This window comes from Nostoc sp. ChiVER01 (genome assembly GCF_034531155.1).
Taxonomy (GTDB): Bacteria; Cyanobacteriota; Cyanobacteriia; order Cyanobacteriales; family Nostocaceae; genus Nostoc.
Window position 1 is genome coordinate 131,593 of the sequence record NZ_JAVRBS010000019.1, and the last position, 21,979, is coordinate 153,571.

A 21,979-nucleotide genomic window follows, 5' to 3' on the forward strand; every position below is an offset into this window, starting at 1 on the left:
CTGCTTCCCCTGCTTCCCCTGCTTCCCCCACTCCCCACTTTCCACTCTCTTTCGGTTCAAAATTTTCCATTTGGGTTAGTCTAACTCCTAAACTAGAAGGATGAATAAGACTCATATAGTTAGAGATAATAATCTGTAAAGAAAGATTTTATTTAGTTCTATCCAGCAATCAGCTTAAAATGCAGACACGCAAGCTACTCGACTGGTGGCAAACATTCACACCAATAGCGCGAATCGGCGCGATCGCGTTATTCCTACCGCTACTAGTTCTTAATGGTTGGGCACTTTCGGTATTTTTTAATTATTTCCATTCTCTCATAGTCATTTTAGTTGGAGCCTCAGTGCTAGCATTTCTGCTCAACTACCCCGTGAGCTGGATGGAGCATCATGGTGCTAGGCGAGAGCAAGTCGCTATTTTAGTATTTCTCTTGGCTTTATCGATTTTATTAGCCTTGGGTGTGACACTTTTTCCTTTGGCTCTTACCCAAGCTCAACAACTGGTGGCTCGTTTACCAGAGTTGATCGACTCTGGACGCTCTCAGTTAATGATATTAAACGAAAAAGCTGAGACTTATGGTTTACCGATTAACCTCGATGCTCTGGTAGTGCAAATCAACGATCGCGTCAAGGGACAATTGCAAGCGATCGCTGGACAAGTTTTAAATCTGGCAGTTGTTACAGTCACTAGCCTGCTAGATATTCTCTTGACGATGGTTTTGACTTTCTACCTCTTACAGCATGGGGGTGAACTCTGGGAAAGTTTAGTAGAATGGTTACCCTCTAAATTTCGTGATCCTTTTTCCAAAACAGTCCGCCTGAGCTTTCAAAATTTCTTTATCACCCAGCTAATTTTATCTACCTGTATGGCATCAGCCCTGATTCCTACATTTTTGTGGCTGAAAGTGCCATTTGGTCTACTATTTGGCCTAACTATTGGTTTGATGGCTCTTGTCCCCTTTGGCGGTTCTGTAGGTATCGCCCTGACTACACTATTGGTAGCGCTGCAAGATTTTTCAATGGGTGTGAGAGTCTTGATAGCAGCAGTAATTGTACAGCAAATTCTCGAAAACTTAATTGCCCCCCGAATTTTAGGCAGCTTTACTGGTTTAAATCCAGTGTGGATTTTAATTTCAGTCTTGACAGGGGCAAGAATTGGCGGACTTTTGGGTGTAATTGTGGCAGTACCCACAGCTGTTGTGATTAAGACTACTTTGAATGCCCTGCGTCTTGGAAACCTAAGTAGCGAGACAGACGACAGCACCACAGGCGAGATAACTGCACCTATTGCAGCAAACCAGTCCTCGAAAGCTGACGCTAAAAACACATTGAGTATTTCTGAAGCAACATTACCTTAAGGAGGCAGAAGTCAGAAGGGATTGATACTTCATTTTTTGAATAGTTGACACCAAGATTCCTTGAAACCTATCAAAGAGAAGGAGGCAGGAGAAAACCTCTGCCATGTTCGCGCACAGCATCTCGTAGAGAAGGGAAGAGGTTTGAGTAATGACGTATCTTTTCTTGTTCGGTGAATCTCGAAAAGAATGTTTCTAACTTTTTACCTACAATTTGGCTTAGTTTGTACTTTTCTTCATGCTTCCTCATTGTGGGTCAATGATGGAACCCGTAAACAAAACCCTTCCCGTCTGATTATCCCTAATGGCACAGAAGAAAGGACGATCAACAATCATTCGGAATGGTTCTGGTTCTTCTCTGAAAGCTGTTGCGACTATTCCTACTGAAGTAGCCGCAGCCGCTTCAGTGCCTTCTTCGTTCACTTCGACAAAAGTTTTATGCTTAACTTCACTAATGGCAAAATTTTTACCCATGCCTGAAAAATTGGCTTTGTTGCTGAAAGCCTCCTCCATGCCTAAAGCTTTTAAGGCATCATTAAGAGTAACATCATACTCACTTTTAAACCGGGGTAAGCGAATAAACCCTTTTTGTTTGCTGAACTGAGTCATCCATTTATCCCAGTTCTCAACATTCAAGTTTTGATAAAAAGCTTTCAGGTTAGAGTTTTGTTTCGGCAGGAAAATATAAAAGCTGAATTTACCATCTTTGCCATAAGGTAAACTTACCGCTTGAAACTGTTTGCTTTCATAATATCTATAGTCACCATCTTGTGACATCATCGGGTGTTGTTTTGGCTTGCCAGGTGTGGTATAAAAAGGGTATTGAGCAGTTTGACTTTTATCAAATTCTTGGCTCCATTTTCCTTTAAAATATATGGCATTAATTAAAAACAACACCTGACTTGGTTCAATTTTTTCAATTATTTTATCGATTTTGCCATTAGTGTTATCTTTTACCCAGTTATTGATAATATTAGGTGCGGCTGGATCTTGAAAATTTAAATTGCTGACCTTAGCTTTATAGAAATACTGTATTCTTTGGAGAAAGTCTGGCTGAAAGCTAAAATTTTTGTTTGCCCAAAGTGAGTTAGCAATATTCAGTTGCACTTTCGGGTCAGAATTGTCTAAAAGCTGCTTTAATGCCGCCGCGTAAGAAGAGTTGATTTCTGCTAGATTTAGCCCTTGTAATTCCAGAGTTTTTGCGATCGCTAGTTGAGTCGTGCCGCTAGCGCCGTTGTAGGTCATAGCTAAAGCGATCGCAACACTCGAAGGTGAGATAAAAACATTCTTCTGATCTCGATCCTTTTTCAGAACTTCTGAAAATAGTTTGAAGCCAAACCTATTGCTAGACTCAACAAGTTTAGTATCAGTCTTGAGTGTTTTTTTTTGCAATGGAGTTTCTGGTTGAGGTAAACCAGATTGGGCAAGGACACTTTTATTACTATCGACTTGAGAATACCCTAATACACTGCATAAAACAACACTTGCAGCTGCCATAGCATAGCGTCTGCCCAGGCTAACACCGTAACGTCTTTGCATGAAATTTTCTCTCATACTACTATATTTCTGCGGATTCATTTTACCACCTCACTTGCGAAAGATTCCCGAACTGTGATCATGGGTGACGCAGATACTGTGTCAATGATTAACTATTGCATTTGCTCCAATAGAAAAATGGCACTGTTACAGAAACTGTAACAGCAAGTTATTAGCTCAGAGGAATTAAACACAACTTATTAGAGTGGCTAAATCCTAATTGAAGGGGTGATGTAGACGAATTATAAAAATCTTGATTTTTAGGAGTTTTCCTATTTATCTATAAAAGTATTGTAGACTACTTAATCACAAAATAACCATCGCTATTGGTTTTTAAAGATAAAATCACGCTTTTTAGTACACGAAATACCAAAACTTTTGTAGGGACACACGGCTGTGCTACCCTACAAGGGAGTGTTATTTAAATGAATGAAAAACGCTGTAAGTTGACACAGATAAAAGTTGTGGCACACTATTTCAATTGATCGGTACACTCCACCAAGCTAAACCATAGGGTTGAATCGCTTCATTTAACTTTTGACGAAACTGGACGCGGATTTTGTAATTGCCAGCAGCAGCAACAGGGCAGAAAATGTGTTCTACACTATCAATTTGGCTGATTGAGGAGCAAACAGCACCAGCATCTGAATTTTGAGCATTAGCTTTTACTAAGTATAAATCTAGATTATTCAAACCGCGATCGCGGAAATTTTCGCCTACATCATATTGCTGGTTTTTATTTTTATCGTTGAGTTCTACCAATCGATCCCAACTCAGAGTAACAGCAACAAAACTCCCCTGCTTTAACGGTTTTGCTAATATATAGTCAACAGAGGTTCCAGCATTTACTGTACGATAATCCCAACCAATGGCAGGTACAGTTGTTGATGGCTGCCATTGACCACTACTAAATTGCTGATAAGCGCGAAATACATTTAAATGACCCGCTCCCATTTGGGCATCTAAGGGAATTTTTGGATCTTTATAAGCATCAGAATCTAGCCAGTTTTGATTTTTTTTATCAATTAGTGTCCGGCTCATTCCTAACAGTAAACCATCACCTCTATCTTGGATTTTATCTGCTGAATTCAGTAATACAGCCTTCATTACTTGATGATGGCGAGCATCAATGCTCCAATGTGGTTGTTTTGTCCGTATCTGTCTGTCACCAAATTCTTGCAATAGAGCAACACTAGCCGTAACTTGAGGCGCTGCAAAACTAGTACCTGTAACCTTGTTCGCTTTGCCATCTGGATTGAGCAAAGGAATATTATTCCCAGGAGCAACTAAACTGATAGCAATACGGTCATCAAGATTAAATTCCTTTCCAGCTAGCCTTCCGCTCACTCCTTGGTTAGCACCCGCTAGATTAGCCACATCTACTTTGTTAAAAACTCCTCCTCGGCGAGATGAAAAAGCCACGTTTATTCCGTTAAAATTATCTGTAGGAATAGGAATACCCCCCTTACCTTGATTGCCTGCGATCGCATATAAAACATCATGAACGCGACTAGACCAGTCAACACATAAAGTTAGTAAAGCATTGCCGTCTAAAGTAGCCTCTGGTCTAGGATCGCGGCTCAAAGGTTCACCAAAGCTAAAGTTAATCGCCCGCACATCGCCACCATTTTGTAGGGCTATATGCTGGGCTGACAAGCACTCTTCTGGCTGACCCATACTTTTAGTGGAACCCACCGCAGACGAATACAGTCGCGCTCCCGGAGCAACTCCCGGCAAAGCTTTGTCTTGGCTCACCATCATCCCAGCGACATTGTAAGCGTGGGGGTCAATACCACTATTTGATTTAGCTGGCCCATTGCGTAAGAACACTCCCGCTAAAGAAATGGCGCGATTTTTAGACACCGCCTTATCCCACCCAAACATTCCAGGCCGGCCAATTTCCACCTGACCAATAGCAATCTTGCGACCGATTAAATTATAAGGAGCTTGGTGTAGCCTCAGAGCGTCAATGCCATTAGTTCCTAGAGCAGATTCTAAAACCGAAGCGATTACCGGCGCACTCAGACAAGAAGCACTTAATCCCCAAATTATCCAGGTTAGTTTTTTAGTCATTTGTTATTAGTCATTTGTCATTAGTAGAGACGCGATTAATCTCATCTGTACAGGAGTTAGGAGTTATTATTCTCTCTCATCTCCCTCATCTTCCCCACTCTCCACTCCCCATTCCCTACTCCCAAAAAATCCGGGAACAAAATTATGAGTCTTGCTCAATGTTTTGTTACAATGCTTACAGACGAGGACGCTTAAAAACCCACCAGCCATGACTCAAAACCTATCTCAAAAACCCATTGTCATTTCTCCATCTATCCTATCAGCCGATTTTAGTCGTCTGGGTGATGAAATTCGGGCCGTAGACGCGGCTGGAGCCGATTGGATTCATGTTGATGTCATGGACGGTCGTTTTGTACCTAATATTACGATAGGCCCTCTGATTGTGGAGGCGATTCGTCCGGTTACAACTAAGACCTTGGATGTCCACTTAATGATTGTGGAGCCAGAAAAATATGTAGAAGGATTTGCTAAAGCAGGTGCCGATATTATCTCTGTACACTGCGAACATAATGCTTCACCTCACCTACACCGCACCTTAGGGCAAATTAAAGAGCTTGGTAAGAAAGCTGGAGTTGTACTTAATCCTGGTAGTCCTCTAGAGCTAATTGAATACGTTCTAGATTTGTGTGATTTAGTACTGATTATGAGCGTCAACCCTGGTTTTGGTGGTCAAAGCTTTATCCCTGGTGTATTACCCAAAATCCGCAAGCTGCGTCAAATGTGTGATGAACGCGGTCTTGACCCTTGGATTGAAGTGGATGGAGGACTCAAGGCAAATAATACCTGGCAAGTTTTAGAAGCGGGAGCTAATGCAATTGTCGCCGGTTCAGCTGTATTTAACGCTAAGGACTATGCTGAGGCTATTACATCAATTCGCAACAGCAAGCGTCCTACCCCAGAATTAGCCAAGGTTTAATTTATTTCTGGATTAACCATTCTCTACAAAAAATAGGGTGGGCAAATTGCTCGCCCTATTTTTATTTAGACATAAAAAACTGGAAGCTATTCAAGTTTTGAACTTCCAGTAGTTGTTATATAAATTGAAAATTTAGAAACTAGAGATAATCCAGGTTGGGAGGACTAGGATTACAATAGTCGAAAGAGAAGCGTATAGACCTACTAGTTTTACCAACTACGACAATAATTTCACCGTAACTTTTCTGTTTCCGTTCCTGTTATTGGTGTTAAGCGTTTGCTTTATTTAACTAAAGCAACACCAACCACAGGATAGAAAGTTTTATTAGCATTACTCTCATCGTCTGCAGTCGATGAAAGCTGTGTAAAATTTGGATTGGGGGAATCCACCTCCCCAAATTCTCTTTGCTGAGACTTCCTCAGAAAAAGAACCACCAGTAGCAACGGTTGTATCGTTGGTCTTGGTATAGGAGTTATTCACTCCATGAAATGCTGACTACTTTTGTAATAAATTTGATTGATTTCATAGTCAGAACTAATCATTGATTTTATTTATTAAAATTAACCTGTTTGCCGCCAATCACCTCTGTTTTGGTTTAAGTTTTAGTTGTTATTAGTTTACCAATATCTTCAGTATATATTTGCCATTTTGGCACATTTATGCAAACAAATATTAAATTAATCACTGCTGTAGAAAACCTACCACGCTAAAAATTTTAAAATAGCATAGTAGGCTTTCAGACACTCAATCAACTCTTGGGCAGAATCTGTGGATTCCAAATTGTTTTTAATTTACTCCACAGCGTTTCAAGGAAATATCTTGGCTGCCTTCTGGTTTTTGCTTTCCAACTACTTCAAGATAAGCAGGTCTTGAATCTTTTAGCATTTTTAGATTTTCACTTTGCTGTTGTTTTGTTCTATTGGTTTGAGAATTTTCTTTAAGCAAGCGATTGTAGGTACGGTACGGAATGTAATGGAGAGGATTATACCCAGCAAACCGTAGCATTAAAACACATGCCCAGGAGTACTTTCCAGCAATAATTGCTTCAACTACTTTGTCAAATTGTTGAGCTTTGACTGTTGTATCTAAGTTACTACTAATACCAACAATGTCTTGATTCATCATAGTTTTTAGTTATTTTGGATGAAGTAAACTAGTTCAATTTCTGCGATTGTTAGTGTTCAATTGAGGGTTATAAACTGCACTAACCTTTTTGTAGCTGTTGAATCGCTTTCAGGTAATTATCAGTAATTTGGTAGTGTTGGATGTTGACGAAGGATAAAAATCTATCAATCAACAGACGCGTACATAATTTTCCTAAACTCTGATTGGCTCTCGTAGCTTTGAATGGTAAAGATACAGTCTGAAACTTCTTTGCTGTTTAAGCTTTACCTTGGCGCTATTGAGCATTTTAGTAATTTTGGCTGATAACTCCCCTAGTAAACTAGTTTTGGCAAGAGCTAGCTCGTAGTAAGGATACAAATTATATAGATTCATTCCTGAACTGTCCCCTTGGCTTGAGGTTTCGACTGCATTTGACCTGATGATTTTTTTCATGAACTAACGTTTGATTAAAAACAATCAAGTTTTTAATCAAGTTTGTTGGCTGATCAGTCCTAACTATCCAGATTTCCTCCGATGAATTGAGGAAACTGTGCTTATAGCTTGTTAGTAAGTGAAAGGTAAAAATTTATCTTTTGTCTTCTCATCTGATTGGTAGGACAAAAGTCTCGGCGTAGCTCTTAGTAGATGTAGTTTTGTTCTCTGAAACTTTCTCAACTCCTAGTTCAATAAACTTTCTCTGTTAAAACGCCTGTATTTCTTACTACTGCTTAATTAAGCATTTTCCGGCAAATTTCCATATTTTTTTGAGTAGTGGGAAAAACTTATTTATCTTTGAGCTTTAATAATGCCATTCGTATTTATACTATTTTTTTTCGTTAATGTCATCTACTAAGTTAGTAGATTTTAAGCTAAATTTACTGAATGTATTTAAATACGTACTTGCGTCTTGTGCAACTTTTAATTTTGTCCTCCTTCGCTAATTCATGAGGGGTGTGACCCCTCATACAATCTCAATTTAAACCATTTATTATTGTCGAGTCGCTAGAAAATCCTACCATTAACTATGATGTAAAACAACTTCTAAAAACAAGAAAGTTATAAATAGTAGAAAACGTTCGCAGCTATAGCATTGAACATATTTTTATTAATAAGTTCAATTAGATAATTATATTTATTATGCAGAGCTTTCTTGATTTCCAAGAAATACAGCTTCAGCTTATCTAAATAAAGTTACTAATCAATTTAAATCAAGTAAAATATCTCTATATATATGCTTTTACCAAAAAAACGTAGCAGATTAAATAGGTAGAAGATTAGGAAAATTATTGGTATAGATAAAGTTAACTAACACATAAGACAGTTAAGTTTATTCAGCAGTAAATTTTATATGAATTATAAATAAATTGTTTTTGAACAATAAGTAGTCTTGTAAGGTGTCTCAACAGAGCGCAATCCACCATTCTAAGATTTTGGTGAAGTTACATTATTGCTAACAACCCCTACGTGGATTTAAAAAATAAATCGTAGTCCTATATTTGTCTTAATCTTTAAAACTTTTATGAAGCTGAGATTACGGATGCTGTGGTAATTAAGCTAAATATTAGTAAAAACTACCAATTTTTATGAGTAGTACCTTGCTCAACAAGAATACCTCGGTCTAAAACAAAAATATAGTTGGCATAAAGTAGTCTTGAATTCTCAATGCTTCAACTCTTACCATTACTGAAATTTTCCTTCGATTCCGGAAACACTTGGAAAATACAGTCACAAATTTAAACTCTACTTTGTCAGACAAAGACCAATATGCTTGGGTAAAGGTTAAAACTCTTTGTGAAAATCAATTTTTTTAATTAACCGCAGAGGCGCAAAGTACACAGAGAAAATGCTTAACCCAAGCGTATTGCGATAAAAGCTTGTTCTAGATTGGCTTTCATATCATGTCTGCTTGATTGTTTATTAAATCCAAAGAACCACACCCTGCCAAAGCTAGGCTTTGTCTCCCCTCCCCGCAAGCGGGGTTGGGGGTGGGGTATAATGACTATGGTTAGCATAACTAATTATGCGGACATGATATCATGTGAAGTTGACACGGATGATAGCTGTGTGTCTTTACGTTTGTTGGATCAAGACGAGAATCGCTTTGATAGCAAATCAATTAATAACTAAGTAAATGCCCCAAATTGCCATTGCTCGTAAATAAGTGCTAGCGCGGAAAGTACCAGCTGCGGTGATAGCTTCAGGGGTGCGAAATTGCAGACCATTGTCATAAATTTGCTGCACCACAGCTTGCGTCAACTTAAATGCTTCATCTTTCATTCCCATTTGCACGAGAAAAGCCGCTAGCCCAAAGTTTATCCCTGTCCAGACTTCTAGGGGATGAGTAGCTTTAGGGTTTTCTGGTGAACCGTCAGGACGAACACCATTAGCAGCACCAAACTCACCATTGCAGAATTTCAAAAAGCACGCATCATAAACAGTTTTTAAGGCAGAGAGAGCACGATCGCCCGGTACAATATCTGGTAAGTCCAGCAGACGAGCATAAAATTGTCCGCACAATTGATCTGCCATCACTACATCGGAACCACTTTCACTATCAAGTTTGTAATATTGCCCATTCCAGAGTTTTTCTTGGTAAATAGGAAGAGATTGTTGTAACCAAGTTTCATAAGTGGATTTTTGAACCGCCAAGCCACCAAGATCGCCAAGTTTGTGAGTTAATAAAATATCGCTAATTGCGATCGCAGCCTCTAGCGCCGCTAACCATAACCCACCACAATAGGCGCTGACACCCTGTAACCGCCAATCATCAAAGGTTTGGTCAGGCGCACCGGAATTTTCGGGAATCCCATCGCCATCAATGTCAAAAGTTTTCAGGTAGTCGAGGGTTTGAACGATCGCATCCCAGCAATCTGCTAAGAATTCTACATCGTCAGCACCCGTGAGCAAGAAATCACGGTATACTTGCAAGACAAAATCACTACCCAAATCTTTCCATAAATTGCAGTCTTGATAGCTGGTGTAGTTGGTTTTCTCCCAAACGTGTTCATTGGGTGCGCCTAAATCGTGGGGTGTTGCACCTGCAACTTTGCGAACTGCGATCGGGCTTTCTGCCTTAATTGTCATGTAATAGCCAATTATTCGGGGTGTATCATCACCTTGAGGAATCGCCCTTGCAAATGCCCTCATTACCGACTTTTCTAGTTCTGGAAACAACATCAGTAGGGCAAAAGAGCCATACAACCGCACATCGAGACTTTCATACCAACGGTAATCTAAGCACTCTAGCACTGCAAACTGACCGATAGGGTCAAGTTCTGATGCTGCACTCCAGAGAGTACCGCCGCTAGTGAGGTCATAAAGCTCATTAAATAGAGCCATTTTAAACCAGTTGGGTAAATCTTCGCGGTCAAGAATCGGTTTTTGCCAAGCTTGAATTTGCGATCGCCAAGTTTGGTATTCTTGTAACGCAGTAGATGCGATCGCCCAAGCGTTGTTTCCGCTTTTACCAAAAAAGTCTGTATATCTGCGATAATAGTTGACTCCGGCGGCAAATTCTGTGATCGGCAAATCCCAAGCGAGGACAAAGGGGATTTCGAGAGTTTCACCTGGTTGGAGAGTAAAACGGAGTGCGATTGCAGCTCCTAATTGTGTATTCTCTGTTGCTGGCGTATCTAAATAATTAGGCAAAGAACCATCTTTAGCAAAGCTTTGCCACACCTCATCACCAGCTCCTTCAGGATTCCATCGGGTGTGGTGAAATACCTCTACTTGGGGATGCTTCAACGTTGCAATACACCAAGTTCCGTCACCTTCTTGCAAAGCATCACTACCAACCCGACCTAAAACACAGCCAAACTGTTGTGTATTTTCAACTATTTGGTTATAGTTTCCTTGACTTTCGCTCCAGCGCGGTTGGTATTCGTAAACCGGACTACCATCATCGCGCACCCGCACTTCGGGAGATTTTAGAGCGTTTGTAAACCAGCCCACCATATTTTGCCAAGTGAGCATAATACTGAGAGTAATGGGTGCATCTGTAGGGTTGTGGGTATTCCAGAGGAATATTGCCACAGGGTAGCTAGTTTCTTGATAATTACCTGCCCAAATTGGGGAAAATTGTTCACAAGTCAACTGTGCTTGAAATACATTTTCATACACAAACCAGCTACGTGGATATAGCGCGTGATAATTACCTGTCCCCTCTGTGGTGGAAGTTGTCGGATACCATTGCCAAACTTTGAGAGTACCATCATCGGGCGCTTGCGTAGATAAAGCGTAGGCTTGGGAAGATGTGCTATTGGACTCAAACACGCTGAATTGACAAGCGGGAACGTTTTTGAAGGTATGTTCACCACCATCGATGTGCCATAGATTAAAATCTCCCCGTGAAGAACGACCGATGCAACCTGCACCAAAACCGCCCAAAGGCATACCATGCCAAGGGCCATCATCGATATTACTTGCGTAGCGGACGGTATAAGGTTTGTCCCAGCCTAAGCCGATTGGACGGCTCCAAGTGCAAGAGGGAATTTTCACAGAAAGTTGATTTGTCATCGCTTAATGTTACATTGTGCAGTTACGTCAATGAAGACTAGCGCGATGTGTGATTTTTCTCAAGGGGCACAACGATGCAAGCGCACAGCATTGCATTGGTATCAACTTGTTCGATACCCCAAATCAGTAATGGGAGAATGTCAAGTCTAGTTTTATCGAAGGCTTAAAAAACAAGATTCTCTAAACAAACAGGCGCACGGAGGTAAGCGAGTAAACTGTATATTATGAATATTCCACCTTCACTTAACACAATTATTCGGCAACAGCCTTACCCGCTTTTATTCGCAATTATCAGTGGTTCCCACTTATATGGTTTCCCGTCACCTGATTCTGATTATGACTTGCGTGGTGTGCATATTTTACCAGTTAGGGAAGTGGTGGGATTAGAGACTGGGAAAGAAACTATTGAAGTTTCAGAAGTTCGGGAATCTTTAGAAGTTGATTTAGTTACTCATGATGTCAAAAAATTCTTTTTGATGCTACTTAAAAAGAATGGTTACGTATTAGAACAACTGTATTCACCTTTAATCTTAACCACTTCACCCGAACATGAAGAATTAAAATTTATTGCCAAAAATTGCTTTACCCGCCACCATAGTTATCACTATCTTGGTTTTGCTGCAACACAATGGAAACTTTTTAATAAAGAACAGACATATCAAATCAAGCCATTACTTTATGTTTATCGGGTTCTATTAACGGCAATTCATCTGATGCAAACAGGGGTACTTGAAGCTAATTTAATTAAGCTAAATGAGGTTTTTAATTTACCATATATTCCTGATTTAATTGCCCAGAAGTTAGTAGGCACAGAAAAGTCTGTTTTATCAGATATTAATGTATCTTTCCATCAAATAGAATATGAACGTCTGCGTAATAAATTACAGGAGGTATATGAATGCAGCCCATTACCTGAAGTACCTTCAGCGAATGCGGATTTGCATAATTTGTTGATACGCCTGAGAATGAGGAGCTATGAATTATAAGTGAACAACTCATAATTCATAACTTTGTTTGTAGGAAAATATTCTTGTTACTCTACAACTTCAAAGTCCAAGCAGCAAAAGCTAAAGCACCCCAACCTGCAAGAAAAGCTGCACCGCCTATTGGTGCGATCGCTCCCAAGGATTTAATACCGGTTAAGCTAAGGGCGTACAAGCTACCTGAGAAAATAGCAATACCAATGATAAACAGCCATCCACTAGCTACAAGAGTAGGTTGAGGAAATTCGGTGCGACTAATTAGTATTGCTACGAGAAAAAGTGCTAGAGCATGATACATTTGGTAACGAGCGCCAGTTTCAAAAATTTCTAGCGATCGCTCACTAATTTTTTCCCGCAAGGCATGGGAAGCAAAAGCACCAGCAGCAACTGATAAACCGCCTAAAATAGCAGCTACGCTCAAAAAAATCTGCGTCATTAGACTTAGCCGTAAGTTAATTATTAGTCATTAGTCATTGGTCATTAGTTAATAACGAAGGACAAATAACAAATGACCAATGACAATTAGACATCAAAATGATATGATACAGCCCCTTCTTCATTTACCTTAAAGTTTGCATTGAAGTCTTTAGCTTTTTCATCTAAATATTGCCTAGCATGGGCTGCGGGTAGTTGTGACTGCATTGCAAAGCCTAAAACAGTTATACGCCCATGATTTTCTTGTAGCATTTTATAAAAAATTGATTGCAGGCGATCGCTAACTTGTTGATTAAGCGCCTTTTTCTCCTGTCGGCTTTGACGGTATAATCCCAATGCTAACCATGTACCCAATGTTAGGGTAGGAATGCCAAAAATTAGACGTTCTACCGTAGTCTCATCAATTACAGGGGTATTTGTTTCTGAGAATTCAAACGAACCATCCCAAGCTACGGGTAGCGTGATTGATTCTTCCATAGTCGTTTTATTAAATACCTTTGCTGCTGATAGAGTTACAAACATGAATCCCATTGTCAGTAGCCAAGCTGCGGCCAATTTTTCAGCAGTTTTCATAGTTCCACTTCAGATTTAGACTTTGCTAGCGATTTTAACCTTACTTTCGCAAAGGTTCCAATATATCAATTTACTCCTGACGATAGGTTTGTCAGCGTTTCTTTTATCTTCTTCAGTCCTTTCTCGATAGTATATAGGCGCTTAAGGTTCTCCCACTGTTTATTTGTCACAAAGGAAAGCGATCGTATAAATGTCAAAACTATAGTATAAATTTTGCCTTTGTTACTTAAATAAGGGTGTGCGATCGCTATAATAATTAATTGTTCATGCTCCCAGTCAGAGCGATGTCTCCGACGGGCTACGCCTACGCCAAGATTAAAAGTAGAACTTAGCGCCAACTATAATACTTACCAGTGTTAAACCTTGAGATTTTCAAATCGCAGCAGAGGTATAATATTTATCTTGCTGCGATTCTAAACTTAGTTGCGTGTAGCTTCAAGTAGGCGGGAAAAATAGAAACGAGTCTTCGTCATTGCTTTTCGTTGCAATGAAAAGCCATTACTTTCCAAGATTTTTACCACATCAGCCTCACGATGCAAATATGCACGAGTCGCTTTACTTGGCCCGGGAAAGAAACTACCAATTTTCTTAAGTATACTTAGGGCGCAAGTCTTCGGCGCAAAACTGAGAATTATCCGCGACTGTGCCAAAGAACAGAGGTGAGAAATCATCTCATCTGCTTTTTCTTGGGGGTAGTGGATGAGAACATCCAAGCAAATAACGGTATGGTAACTACCACTTAACGATTCCAAATCTTGCACAGCAAAAGTGGGATTTTCGGAATTTGGCAAAGTTTGCTTGGCTCTATCCTTGCCTTCTTCCACCATTTTTTCAGAAATATCGGTGGCATAGACTTTAGCACCATCTACCGCTAGCGGGATGCTGAGACTACCGACACCACACCCAGCATCACAGATTGATAGCTCTGGTAAATTGTTATCAGCCTTCAGCCAGCCGAGAACTGTATTCACGGTTTGCTGGTGTCCATTGCGGATGTCTAGTTGAACTTTGTTGACTTCGCCATCGCCGTAAATTCGCTTCCAACGGTCAAATCCGGTAGAATTGAAATACTCACGAACAATCGTTTTATCGTCGGCTGCGTTCATAAACTTTGATTTTTAGGGGTTCCCAATGCTTAAAATTATCATTGATGGGAACCCATAAGAACGGTCTTCCAGATTTTTATAGATATGGCGCACAGAAGTCAGTTAGCACATCTTTGCACCTCTAATGATTCAAATGATCAGTTGTATGAGCCATTTTCTACTATTTATTCATCTATTCTTTTCGTTACTATAAATTTTATTGTTATTTCACCTTGGAAATGTAGATAACCCCTTCTTAAGGTGGTATCGTAATTGCGATAGCTTTGCTCGCCGTAGGCATTGCAACATTTATGCTGTTAAAAACTTAGTTGTTTGTAACTAATGTAACTAATAAACTAAAAAGTTTAAGTAAAATTTTTTACGCAAATAAATTTCCTATTTAGGTTTAATTATTAAATATGGCACTGAACTCGCTAACAGACAGCCCTATTATTGCATTTACAATTCTCCTAACAGTAATCTTTACTGTACCTCCTATATTTGAGCGATTACGGCTACCTGGATTAGTGGGGTTGTTAGTGGCAGGTATATTACTAGGGCAAAATGGACTAAAGTTATTAAACCCTGAGTCTGAAACTATCAAGCTGCTTTCGGAGATTGGCAAGCTTTATTTGATGTTTGTGGCAGGTTTAGAAATTGACTTAGAGCAATTTCGTAAAACTAGAAATCGCTCAATCGGGTTTGGCACTTTAACATTTTTAGTTCCAATGATTGCTGGCATTGCTACGGGGCGATTATTCAATTTTGGTTGGAATGCCTCTGTCCTAATCGGTTCTTTACTGGCTTCTCATACCCTCTTAGCATATCCAATTGTGAGTCGTCTGGGAGTGGTAACAAATGAAGCTGTAACCGTCACGATTGGTGCCACAATTTTTACTGACACAGGTGCTTTGCTAGTATTAGCGATTTGTGTTGGAATTCACGGAGGAGAATTCTCCGCCATGAGTTTAGCGATTTTATTAGGTGGATTAGCAATTTACACTGCTGTTGTCCTGTTTGGCTTTGACTGGGCAGGAAAAGAGTTTTTTCGCCGCTCTGGGGATGAACAAAGTAACCAGTTTTTGTTTATATTACTAGCATTATTTTTGGCATCTGTTGGAGCGCAGGTAATTGGAGTTGAAAAAATTGTTGGTGCTTTTTTAGCAGGTTTAGCTGTCAACGATGTTCTAGGACGTAGCCCAGTCAGAGAAAAAATCGAGTTTATTGGTAGTGTTTTATTTATCCCTTGTTTCTTTGTGGACATGGGATTATTGATTAATATTCCTGCATTTATCAAAACCCTCAGTTCAATTTGGCTGACTCTGGTAATTGTAGTAGCTTTGATTGGCAGCAAATTTATAGCAGCATTCTTAGCCAAATTATTGTATCGCTATAACACGGCGGAATTGCTAACGATGTGGTCATTGTCGCTACCCCAGGTAGCAGCCACACTAGCAGCAACCTTGGTTGCTTATCAAACGGTAAATCCTGCTGGTGAGCGCTTAATTAGTGAAGCTGTCTTGAACAGTGTGATTGTCCTCATGCTAGTAACTGCAATTCTGGGCCCCATAATAACAGCACGATTTGCTCCTTCATTACAGCTTTCTCAGACAGATTTTGAAACAGATAGTTTGACAACTTGGTGGCAAGGTAATGAAGATGAGCAAGTAGAGAAAAATCAATATCCATTTACTGTACTAGTGCCAATATACAACCCCCAAACCCAGCGATATCTAATAGAAATGGCAGCACTACTAGCTAGTCATGAATCTGGGAGGATTGTGCCATTAGCTATTACTAGAGCACATATTCAGATGGATGATCCGCAATTAGTAACAGCGCTCAACCAAAGCCGGGAAAGATTGAATTTAGCTAAAGAAATCAGCCAAGAATTTGACGTGGAAGTATCACCAGCAATTCGGATTGATGATGATGCAGCTTTGGGAATTAGCCGCACCAGTCGAGAACAAAACGCTAGTTTAGTAGTGATGGGTTGGTCGCAGACAACAGGTTTACGTGCCCGCTTATTTGGTAATGTAATTGATAGCGTTTTCTGGTCTTCTCACTGTCCAGTAGCAGTAACACGCCTATTAAGTAGTCCTAAGACAATTCAAAGAATTCTTGTGCCAGTTGGAGACTTAACGCGGCAAACTATCGGTGCTTTAAGGTTTGCCCAGATTTTGGCTGATGTTAATCAGGCAGAAGTAGTGCTGTTACACATATCCGATCGCAAAACACCGCCTAATCGAGTCGAAAACTTTGTATCTCAATTGTCTGATATTACTTCTAAAAGCCAATTACAAGTGAATACGAATATCCAAACAATCAGGGGTGATGATATTGCTAGAACCATAATTCGGGAAGCTCAGGCATTTGATTTAGCGGTGTTACGTTCTGTTCGTTATCGCACAGCAGGTGGATTAGCTGTGAGTGAAGTGACAACGCAGTTAATTAGAGAATTAAAGTGTTCAATTGTTTTGTTAGGAGAACCTCACTCGTGATGTGGGGAAGTCGATACCAGTAAAATGAGAAAAGACTTGCGATCGCTTTTGGGCCAGTGATGAGAATCGACAAGAGCGATCGTATGGTTTTATAACTCTTCTCCAAATTGCTCTTGAGATAATAATGGCTCAAATGATTGGTAAGCCTCATAGTTCCGAAAATGTCGAGCATATAAATCAACAATATCCTCAGATGAATCAAAGTCATCATACAAAACTGAATTTACATCTACTACTTGCTGCAAAGACCAAGTAATAGTTTCTCCATTTTCATTTGTATAGCTGACGGTTTCATTTTTACCATAATTTAAAGCTTTTGCTTTTGCTTCCTCTAAAGAAGTGGCTTTAATCAAAACAAAGCTTTCTTGGTACCAAGGTTGATAATCAGGTTTATCTGAAGATGATTTGTAGATAACTATAGCAATATATAAGGATTTTGCTTTATTTGGACTTTCAGTTTTCATCCCATATTCTCCCCAGCTATTTTTTGAATTTACTATCATTCAATCAATTTATAATTTCAGTAAGAACTCTTGATACGTAATAATTTCAGTATTTTCAAATTTTTTAATCTCTAATAAATCTTGATCGCCTGTAAGTAAAAAATTAGCATTGCTATCTTTTGCTAGTGCTAAAAGATAATTATCTTTTGCATCTTGACAAAGATAAACTTCGGACATTATATTTATAAACAAACCAATAGTCCGCAAAACTTGAATTAATTCATTGACTTTGTTAGACGGAAAATATTTTTGTAACTTAGGACGTTGAGTAACCAATATAATTTCTTCTAATATCTCTTCACAAACTACTATTTGAATTGTTTCTTCAAATAAAAGGTTTTGTAGTTGTTTTAATTCTTTACCAATCAGAAAGCTAATCCAAAGATTAGTATCAATGATTATCTTGATTGTTTTGTTTTCTGGCATAAATTTGAGAACGGACGATTTCTACTTCCTCTGTAATTTCCTCTAAAGATAATTCATCGGTTTGAAATATTTCTAGTAACTGTGTTAACTTTTTATTCAAAGTTTCTTTTTCTAGCTCTTTGCTAAGTAACAATTTTTCTGAATCAGAAAGTTGTTTAACTAGGGTAAGAATTTGTTCAAATGTCAAGGGGAGTTGATAGGTATTTTGTAACATAGTGTCAAAAATTATCCTGTTTTAAATTTATGTTCATCACTATTCCTACACCTTATTTTACTGCCGAAACCAACTGCGTACCCAACGCCACAACCGACGCAACCACACCCAAAACCTACGGTGAGAAAACCTCAGTGTTCATTTTATAAACTGGGCACGTATTAAACGCCACAAAAGCAGCAGAATCAGCCATACCAAGGCAAAAGGAAAGGCTATCAAACCGAAAATAAAACACAAAATTAACTGTAAACGCCCACGTTGAGCCAACTTTATTAATGATTTTAGCCACTGAGGATAAGGCATCGCTTCGAGAGGAAGCTCAAGTTCTTGGAAAATCTGCTGGGCTTGATACGAAGCTACAAATCCTTCTTGAATCCTGCCACACTGATGATAAGCATTGCCCAAACTGATTAAAGAATTACCTTCGCCATTGCGATCGCCTATTTCCCTTTTGATTTCCAAAGACTGCTGCAAGAACTCAATCGCCCGTTGGTACTGTCCCAGCAAGTTGTAAGCATCGCCCAAATTGTTTAAGGATTTACCTTCGCCATTGCGATCGCCTATCTCCCTAAATATTTCCAAAGACTGCTGCAAGAACTCAATCGCCCGTTGGTACTGTCCCAGGGAGTTGTAAGCATTGCCCAAATTGCTCAAGGAATTACCTTCGCCATTGCGATCGCCTATCTCCCTTTTGATTTCCAAAGACTGCTGGTAGAAGTCAATCGCCCGTTGGTACTGTCCCAGGTAGTTGTAAGCATTGCCCAAACCGATTAAGGAAATACCTTCGCCATTGCGATCGCCTATCTCCCTAGATATTTCCAAAGACTGCTGGTAGAACTCAATCGCCCGTTGGTACTGTCTCAGCAAGTTGTAAGCATTGCCCAAACCGATTAAGGAATTACCTTCGCCATTGCGATCGCCTATCTCCCTTTTGATTTCCAAAGACTGCTGGTAGAACTCAATCGCCTGTTGGTACTCTCCCAGGGAGTCGTAAGCATTGCCCAAACTGATTAAAGAATTACCTTCGCCATTGCGATTGCCTATCTCCCTTTTGATTTCCAAAGACTGCTGGTAGAAGTCAATCGCCCGTTGGTACTGTCCCAGGAAGTTGTAAGCATTGCCCAAATTACCCAAGGAAACACCTTCGCCATCGCGATCGCCTATCTCCCTTTTGATTTCCAAAGACTCCTGCAAAAACTCAATCGCCCGTTGGTACTGTCTCAGCAAGTTGTAAGCATTGCCCAAATTGTTTAAGGATTTAGCTTCGCCATTGCGATCACCTATTTCCCTTTTGATTTCCAAAGACTCCTGCAAAAACTCAATCGCCCGTTGGTACTGTCCCAGGAAGTTGTAAGCATTGCCCAAACTGCCCAAGGAAGTACCTTCGCCATTGCGATCGCCTATCTCCCTTTTGATTTCCAAAGACTGCTGGTAGAAGTCAATCGCCCGTTGGTACTGTCCCAGGAAGTTGTAAGCATTGCCCAAATTACCCAAGGAAACACCTTCGCCATCGCGATCGCCTATCTCCCTTTTGATTTCCAAAGACTCCTGCAAAAACTCAATCGCCCGTTGGTATTGTCCCAGGGAGTTGTAAGCATTGCCTAATGAAGTGAGAGCAGCCTGATAATTCCAATTTTCTCTAGCGCCAATTTCTCCCCATTTACTTACCAATTGCCCATATAATTCTACTTGGTCTGCATAATAACCCCGCAAGGTTAAAAAATCATCGCAAATCGAAATACTAACAAAGGCAGAGTTATAATCTTGCAACTGATAAAAGTGATCAAAGATTTCCAAGTATTCTTTAACATCATCTTTTGTTTTCCAAGGCGGTTGTTTAGCAATTGAGCGATAATAATCTATGGCTTTTTGATGCGCCTCACTCTGATCGCCAGCCTGATACCGCACATACTCCAAAATCACGGGCTGAAAATCAAATCGCCGCTTACCATTGAGTTTGTCTACCAACAAAGAACGCTTAACCAGATTCCTCAATTCTTCCTCAATCTCTGCTGCTGAACTTCCCGGCAACATAGCCACTGCTGCTGCACTGTCAACCGCACCACGATAAACACTAATATTCAGTAATAACGCCTTTTGTAACTCATTCAACCGATTAAAACTGGCATCCAACACCAACACCATCCCCACATTTTTCCGGTGATGGATACCTACCACTTGGGAATCTGTCAACAATTGCTGCAAATTCCCTAAGCCTAAATCTGCTAATCTGCTTAAGTCCGGGTCTTGTGAATATTCTTCATTTAATAAGTCTGCTACCAATCTCAACAGTAGAGGATGCCCATCTACTAATTCCACAAACTGCGTTAAATCTCCCCGAATGCCTAATGCAGTTAACAGTGCTACCCCTTCATCTACTTGCAAACCTTTCAGGGTTAGCCACTCAAAGCCTTTTAATTCTGGTCTTTCCCTGGTGGTGACTATTACCTTACTATTATCGCCATGTTCCACCCATGCTTGGAAAAAGTCGCCGTAAAATAGACTTCCCCACTGTCTATCAGGTTGTAATAAACTCTCCAGGTTGTCAATGATGAGTAAAAATTGTCCAGAACATAAACACTCAACTAGCGCCTCTACTAACTGCGCTTCTTGTTCTGGAACCGGAAAGCCAAATTCACTGAGGACTTGGCGGGCTAAATCGCTAAAACCTCCCCCATTACTGACATCAGCCCAAAATCGCTTGGGGAAATCGGCAATTTCATCATAAATTTTCGTAGCTAGCATCGATTTACCTGTGCCACCGATGCCTTCTATACCAATTAAAAAGGTATTTTCATCAGTTAACCATTGCTGTATCTGAGCAATTTCTGTTTTCCGTCCCTGCCAGTGAGCCAAACTTTTGTTAGAGTTCCCTGCTTTGAGAACCCCAGGCGATTCTATTTTGGTACTGCGTTCTAGCCACTCCAACATTTGTTGCTGTTCAGCACCAAAAACAGCAATATTGGTTACTTTGGGTTATCGTACCTCCTAAAGTCATAGGTTGGGTTATTAACGTTACCTGCTGTATTTATTTGTGTACTGTCATCGTAAGACTGAGCATTGACATTAGAAGCGTTATTATTTGAACTTGTAGTTGTTTCTTCCCAAATCTTAGTTATTTCCTCTGCAAGTGCTGTATCCGCTTCTAAAATCTTCTTGAGTTGCACCCGCAAACTTGTTTGTAAATCTTCATCTTCTGGCTTTTGTGCCACATCCGTTGCTGCTTCTTTCGCTGCTTCCTTAGCCTCTACCTTGGGATGTAACTTATCCCAAATCGCTTTGGCTTTATTCCAACCATCTTCACCTACTTTTTTAGATGCCTCTTCTACAGCTTTATTACCCACATTCAACAGAAATGGCAGACAGGGAGCGAGAAATTTAACGAGTAGAGCTATATCCATTGGTTTATGATATCTATCTCAGAAATGTACATACATTTTTACTAAGTATATTAACGCTTTTTCCCCTATCACCTTGATTCTTTTACCTTAAGGTGAAATTTAGCCTAATCATCTCAATATTGCGTAAGTTTTGAAGATTTGTAGCGACTGTTTTAAAAGTCAAGTGCGGGCTACGCCTACGCACCTGTGTACTTGATCGCGGTGCGACAAAGTTTGAATTACTCCAACACGACTTTGAAGTACCTCAAAACGACTTTGAAGTACCTCAAAACGACTTCGGAGTACTTCAAAACGACTTTGGAGTACCTCAAAACGACTTTGGAGTACCTCAAAACGACTTTGGAGTACCTCAAAACGACTTT

The 21,979-nt window shown here is 40.0% G+C and carries 18 protein-coding genes; 4 read left to right on the forward strand and 14 right to left on the reverse strand.

Annotated elements, in window-relative coordinates:
- Positions 1–179 precede the first annotated feature (179 nt).
- Positions 180–1,355: an AI-2E family transporter gene (locus RMY00_RS23350; protein WP_322649817.1), complete on the forward strand. Its 1,176-nt coding sequence runs from the start codon at positions 180–182 to the stop codon at positions 1,353–1,355.
- A gap of 243 nt (positions 1,356–1,598) precedes the next feature.
- Here RMY00_RS23350 and RMY00_RS23355 read toward each other — a convergent pair whose 3' ends face one another.
- Together RMY00_RS23355 and RMY00_RS23360 are read right to left on the reverse strand one after the other, a co-directional pair.
- Positions 1,599–2,930, reverse strand: coding sequence for a serpin family protein (locus tag RMY00_RS23355; RefSeq protein WP_322649818.1), 1,332 nt, complete (start codon positions 2,928–2,930; stop codon positions 1,599–1,601).
- A 435-nt stretch (positions 2,931–3,365) separates the two neighbouring features.
- The gene (locus RMY00_RS23360) at positions 3,366–4,961 is read right to left on the reverse strand and encodes a S8 family serine peptidase (protein WP_322649819.1); all 1,596 of its coding nucleotides are present in this window, start codon (positions 4,959–4,961) and stop codon (positions 3,366–3,368) included.
- 208 nt (positions 4,962–5,169) lie between these two features.
- On the opposite strand from RMY00_RS23360, the gene rpe reads away from it, so the two are divergent.
- A complete protein-coding gene (gene rpe, locus RMY00_RS23365; protein WP_109008981.1) occupies positions 5,170–5,877 on the forward strand; it encodes a ribulose-phosphate 3-epimerase in 708 nt (235 codons plus the stop codon).
- Positions 5,878–6,663: 786 nt separating this feature from the next.
- On the opposite strand, the gene RMY00_RS23370 is transcribed toward rpe, so the two are convergent.
- Positions 6,664–6,999: a HetP family heterocyst commitment protein gene (locus RMY00_RS23370; RefSeq protein ID WP_416212094.1), complete on the reverse strand. Its 336-nt coding sequence runs from the start codon at positions 6,997–6,999 to the stop codon at positions 6,664–6,666.
- A 2,094-nt stretch (positions 7,000–9,093) separates the two neighbouring features.
- Positions 9,094–11,496, reverse strand: a complete 2,403-nt coding sequence (locus RMY00_RS23375; protein ID WP_322649821.1) for a GH116 family glycosyl hydrolase — start codon at positions 11,494–11,496, stop codon at positions 9,094–9,096.
- Positions 11,497–11,720: 224 nt separating this feature from the next.
- Here RMY00_RS23375 and RMY00_RS23380 point away from each other — a divergent pair, with 224 nt between their 5' ends.
- The gene (locus tag RMY00_RS23380) at positions 11,721–12,482 is read left to right on the forward strand and encodes a DNA polymerase beta superfamily protein (protein ID WP_322649822.1); all 762 of its coding nucleotides are present in this window, start codon (positions 11,721–11,723) and stop codon (positions 12,480–12,482) included.
- A 52-nt stretch (positions 12,483–12,534) separates the two neighbouring features.
- Here the strand turns inward: RMY00_RS23380 and RMY00_RS23385 are convergent, their stop codons facing one another.
- The 4 genes from RMY00_RS23385 to bchM all read right to left on the reverse strand — a co-directional run bounded on the left by RMY00_RS23385 (position 12,535) and on the right by bchM (position 14,593).
- Entirely contained in the window at positions 12,535–12,915 is a 381-nt protein-coding gene (locus RMY00_RS23385; protein WP_322649823.1) for a DUF423 domain-containing protein, read from the reverse strand.
- Between the two features lie 86 nt (positions 12,916–13,001).
- Complete coding sequence (locus tag RMY00_RS23390; RefSeq protein WP_322649824.1) at positions 13,002–13,487, reverse strand: hypothetical protein; 486 nt, start codon at positions 13,485–13,487, stop codon at positions 13,002–13,004.
- 65 nt (positions 13,488–13,552) lie between these two features.
- Positions 13,553–13,825: a hypothetical protein gene (locus tag RMY00_RS23395; protein ID WP_322649825.1), complete on the reverse strand. Its 273-nt coding sequence runs from the start codon at positions 13,823–13,825 to the stop codon at positions 13,553–13,555.
- Between the two features lie 81 nt (positions 13,826–13,906).
- Positions 13,907–14,593 (reverse strand): magnesium protoporphyrin IX methyltransferase, encoded by a 687-nt coding sequence (gene bchM / locus RMY00_RS23400; RefSeq protein ID WP_322649826.1) that lies wholly within the window; start codon positions 14,591–14,593, stop codon positions 13,907–13,909.
- Positions 14,594–14,991: 398 nt separating this feature from the next.
- Here bchM and RMY00_RS23405 point away from each other — a divergent pair, with 398 nt between their 5' ends.
- On the forward strand, positions 14,992–17,073 hold the full coding sequence (locus RMY00_RS23405) for a cation:proton antiporter (RefSeq protein WP_322649827.1): 2,082 nt from the start codon (positions 14,992–14,994) through the stop codon (positions 17,071–17,073).
- A gap of 89 nt (positions 17,074–17,162) precedes the next feature.
- Here RMY00_RS23405 and RMY00_RS23410 read toward each other — a convergent pair whose 3' ends face one another.
- The 6 genes from RMY00_RS23410 to RMY00_RS23435 form a co-directional block, all read right to left on the reverse strand.
- On the reverse strand, positions 17,163–17,576 hold the full coding sequence (locus RMY00_RS23410) for a DUF4288 domain-containing protein (protein WP_322649828.1): 414 nt from the start codon (positions 17,574–17,576) through the stop codon (positions 17,163–17,165).
- Positions 17,577–17,585: 9 nt separating this feature from the next.
- The gene (locus tag RMY00_RS23415; protein WP_322649829.1) at positions 17,586–18,002 is read right to left on the reverse strand and encodes a putative toxin-antitoxin system toxin component, PIN family; all 417 of its coding nucleotides are present in this window, start codon (positions 18,000–18,002) and stop codon (positions 17,586–17,588) included.
- Positions 17,968–18,216: a type II toxin-antitoxin system VapB15 family antitoxin gene (gene vap15 / locus RMY00_RS23420; protein WP_300422490.1), complete on the reverse strand. Its 249-nt coding sequence runs from the start codon at positions 18,214–18,216 to the stop codon at positions 17,968–17,970. Before vap15 ends, RMY00_RS23415 begins: the two co-directional genes overlap by 35 nt.
- 138 nt (positions 18,217–18,354) lie before the next feature.
- Positions 18,355–21,147, reverse strand: coding sequence for a tetratricopeptide repeat protein (locus RMY00_RS23425; protein WP_322649830.1), 2,793 nt, complete (start codon positions 21,145–21,147; stop codon positions 18,355–18,357).
- Positions 21,148–21,182: 35 nt separating this feature from the next.
- Positions 21,183–21,617, reverse strand: coding sequence for a hypothetical protein (locus RMY00_RS23430; RefSeq protein ID WP_322649831.1), 435 nt, complete (start codon positions 21,615–21,617; stop codon positions 21,183–21,185).
- A 159-nt stretch (positions 21,618–21,776) separates the two neighbouring features.
- Positions 21,777–21,979 (reverse strand): hypothetical protein (locus tag RMY00_RS23435; protein ID WP_322649832.1); only part of this gene is annotated, 203 nt, incomplete at its 5' end.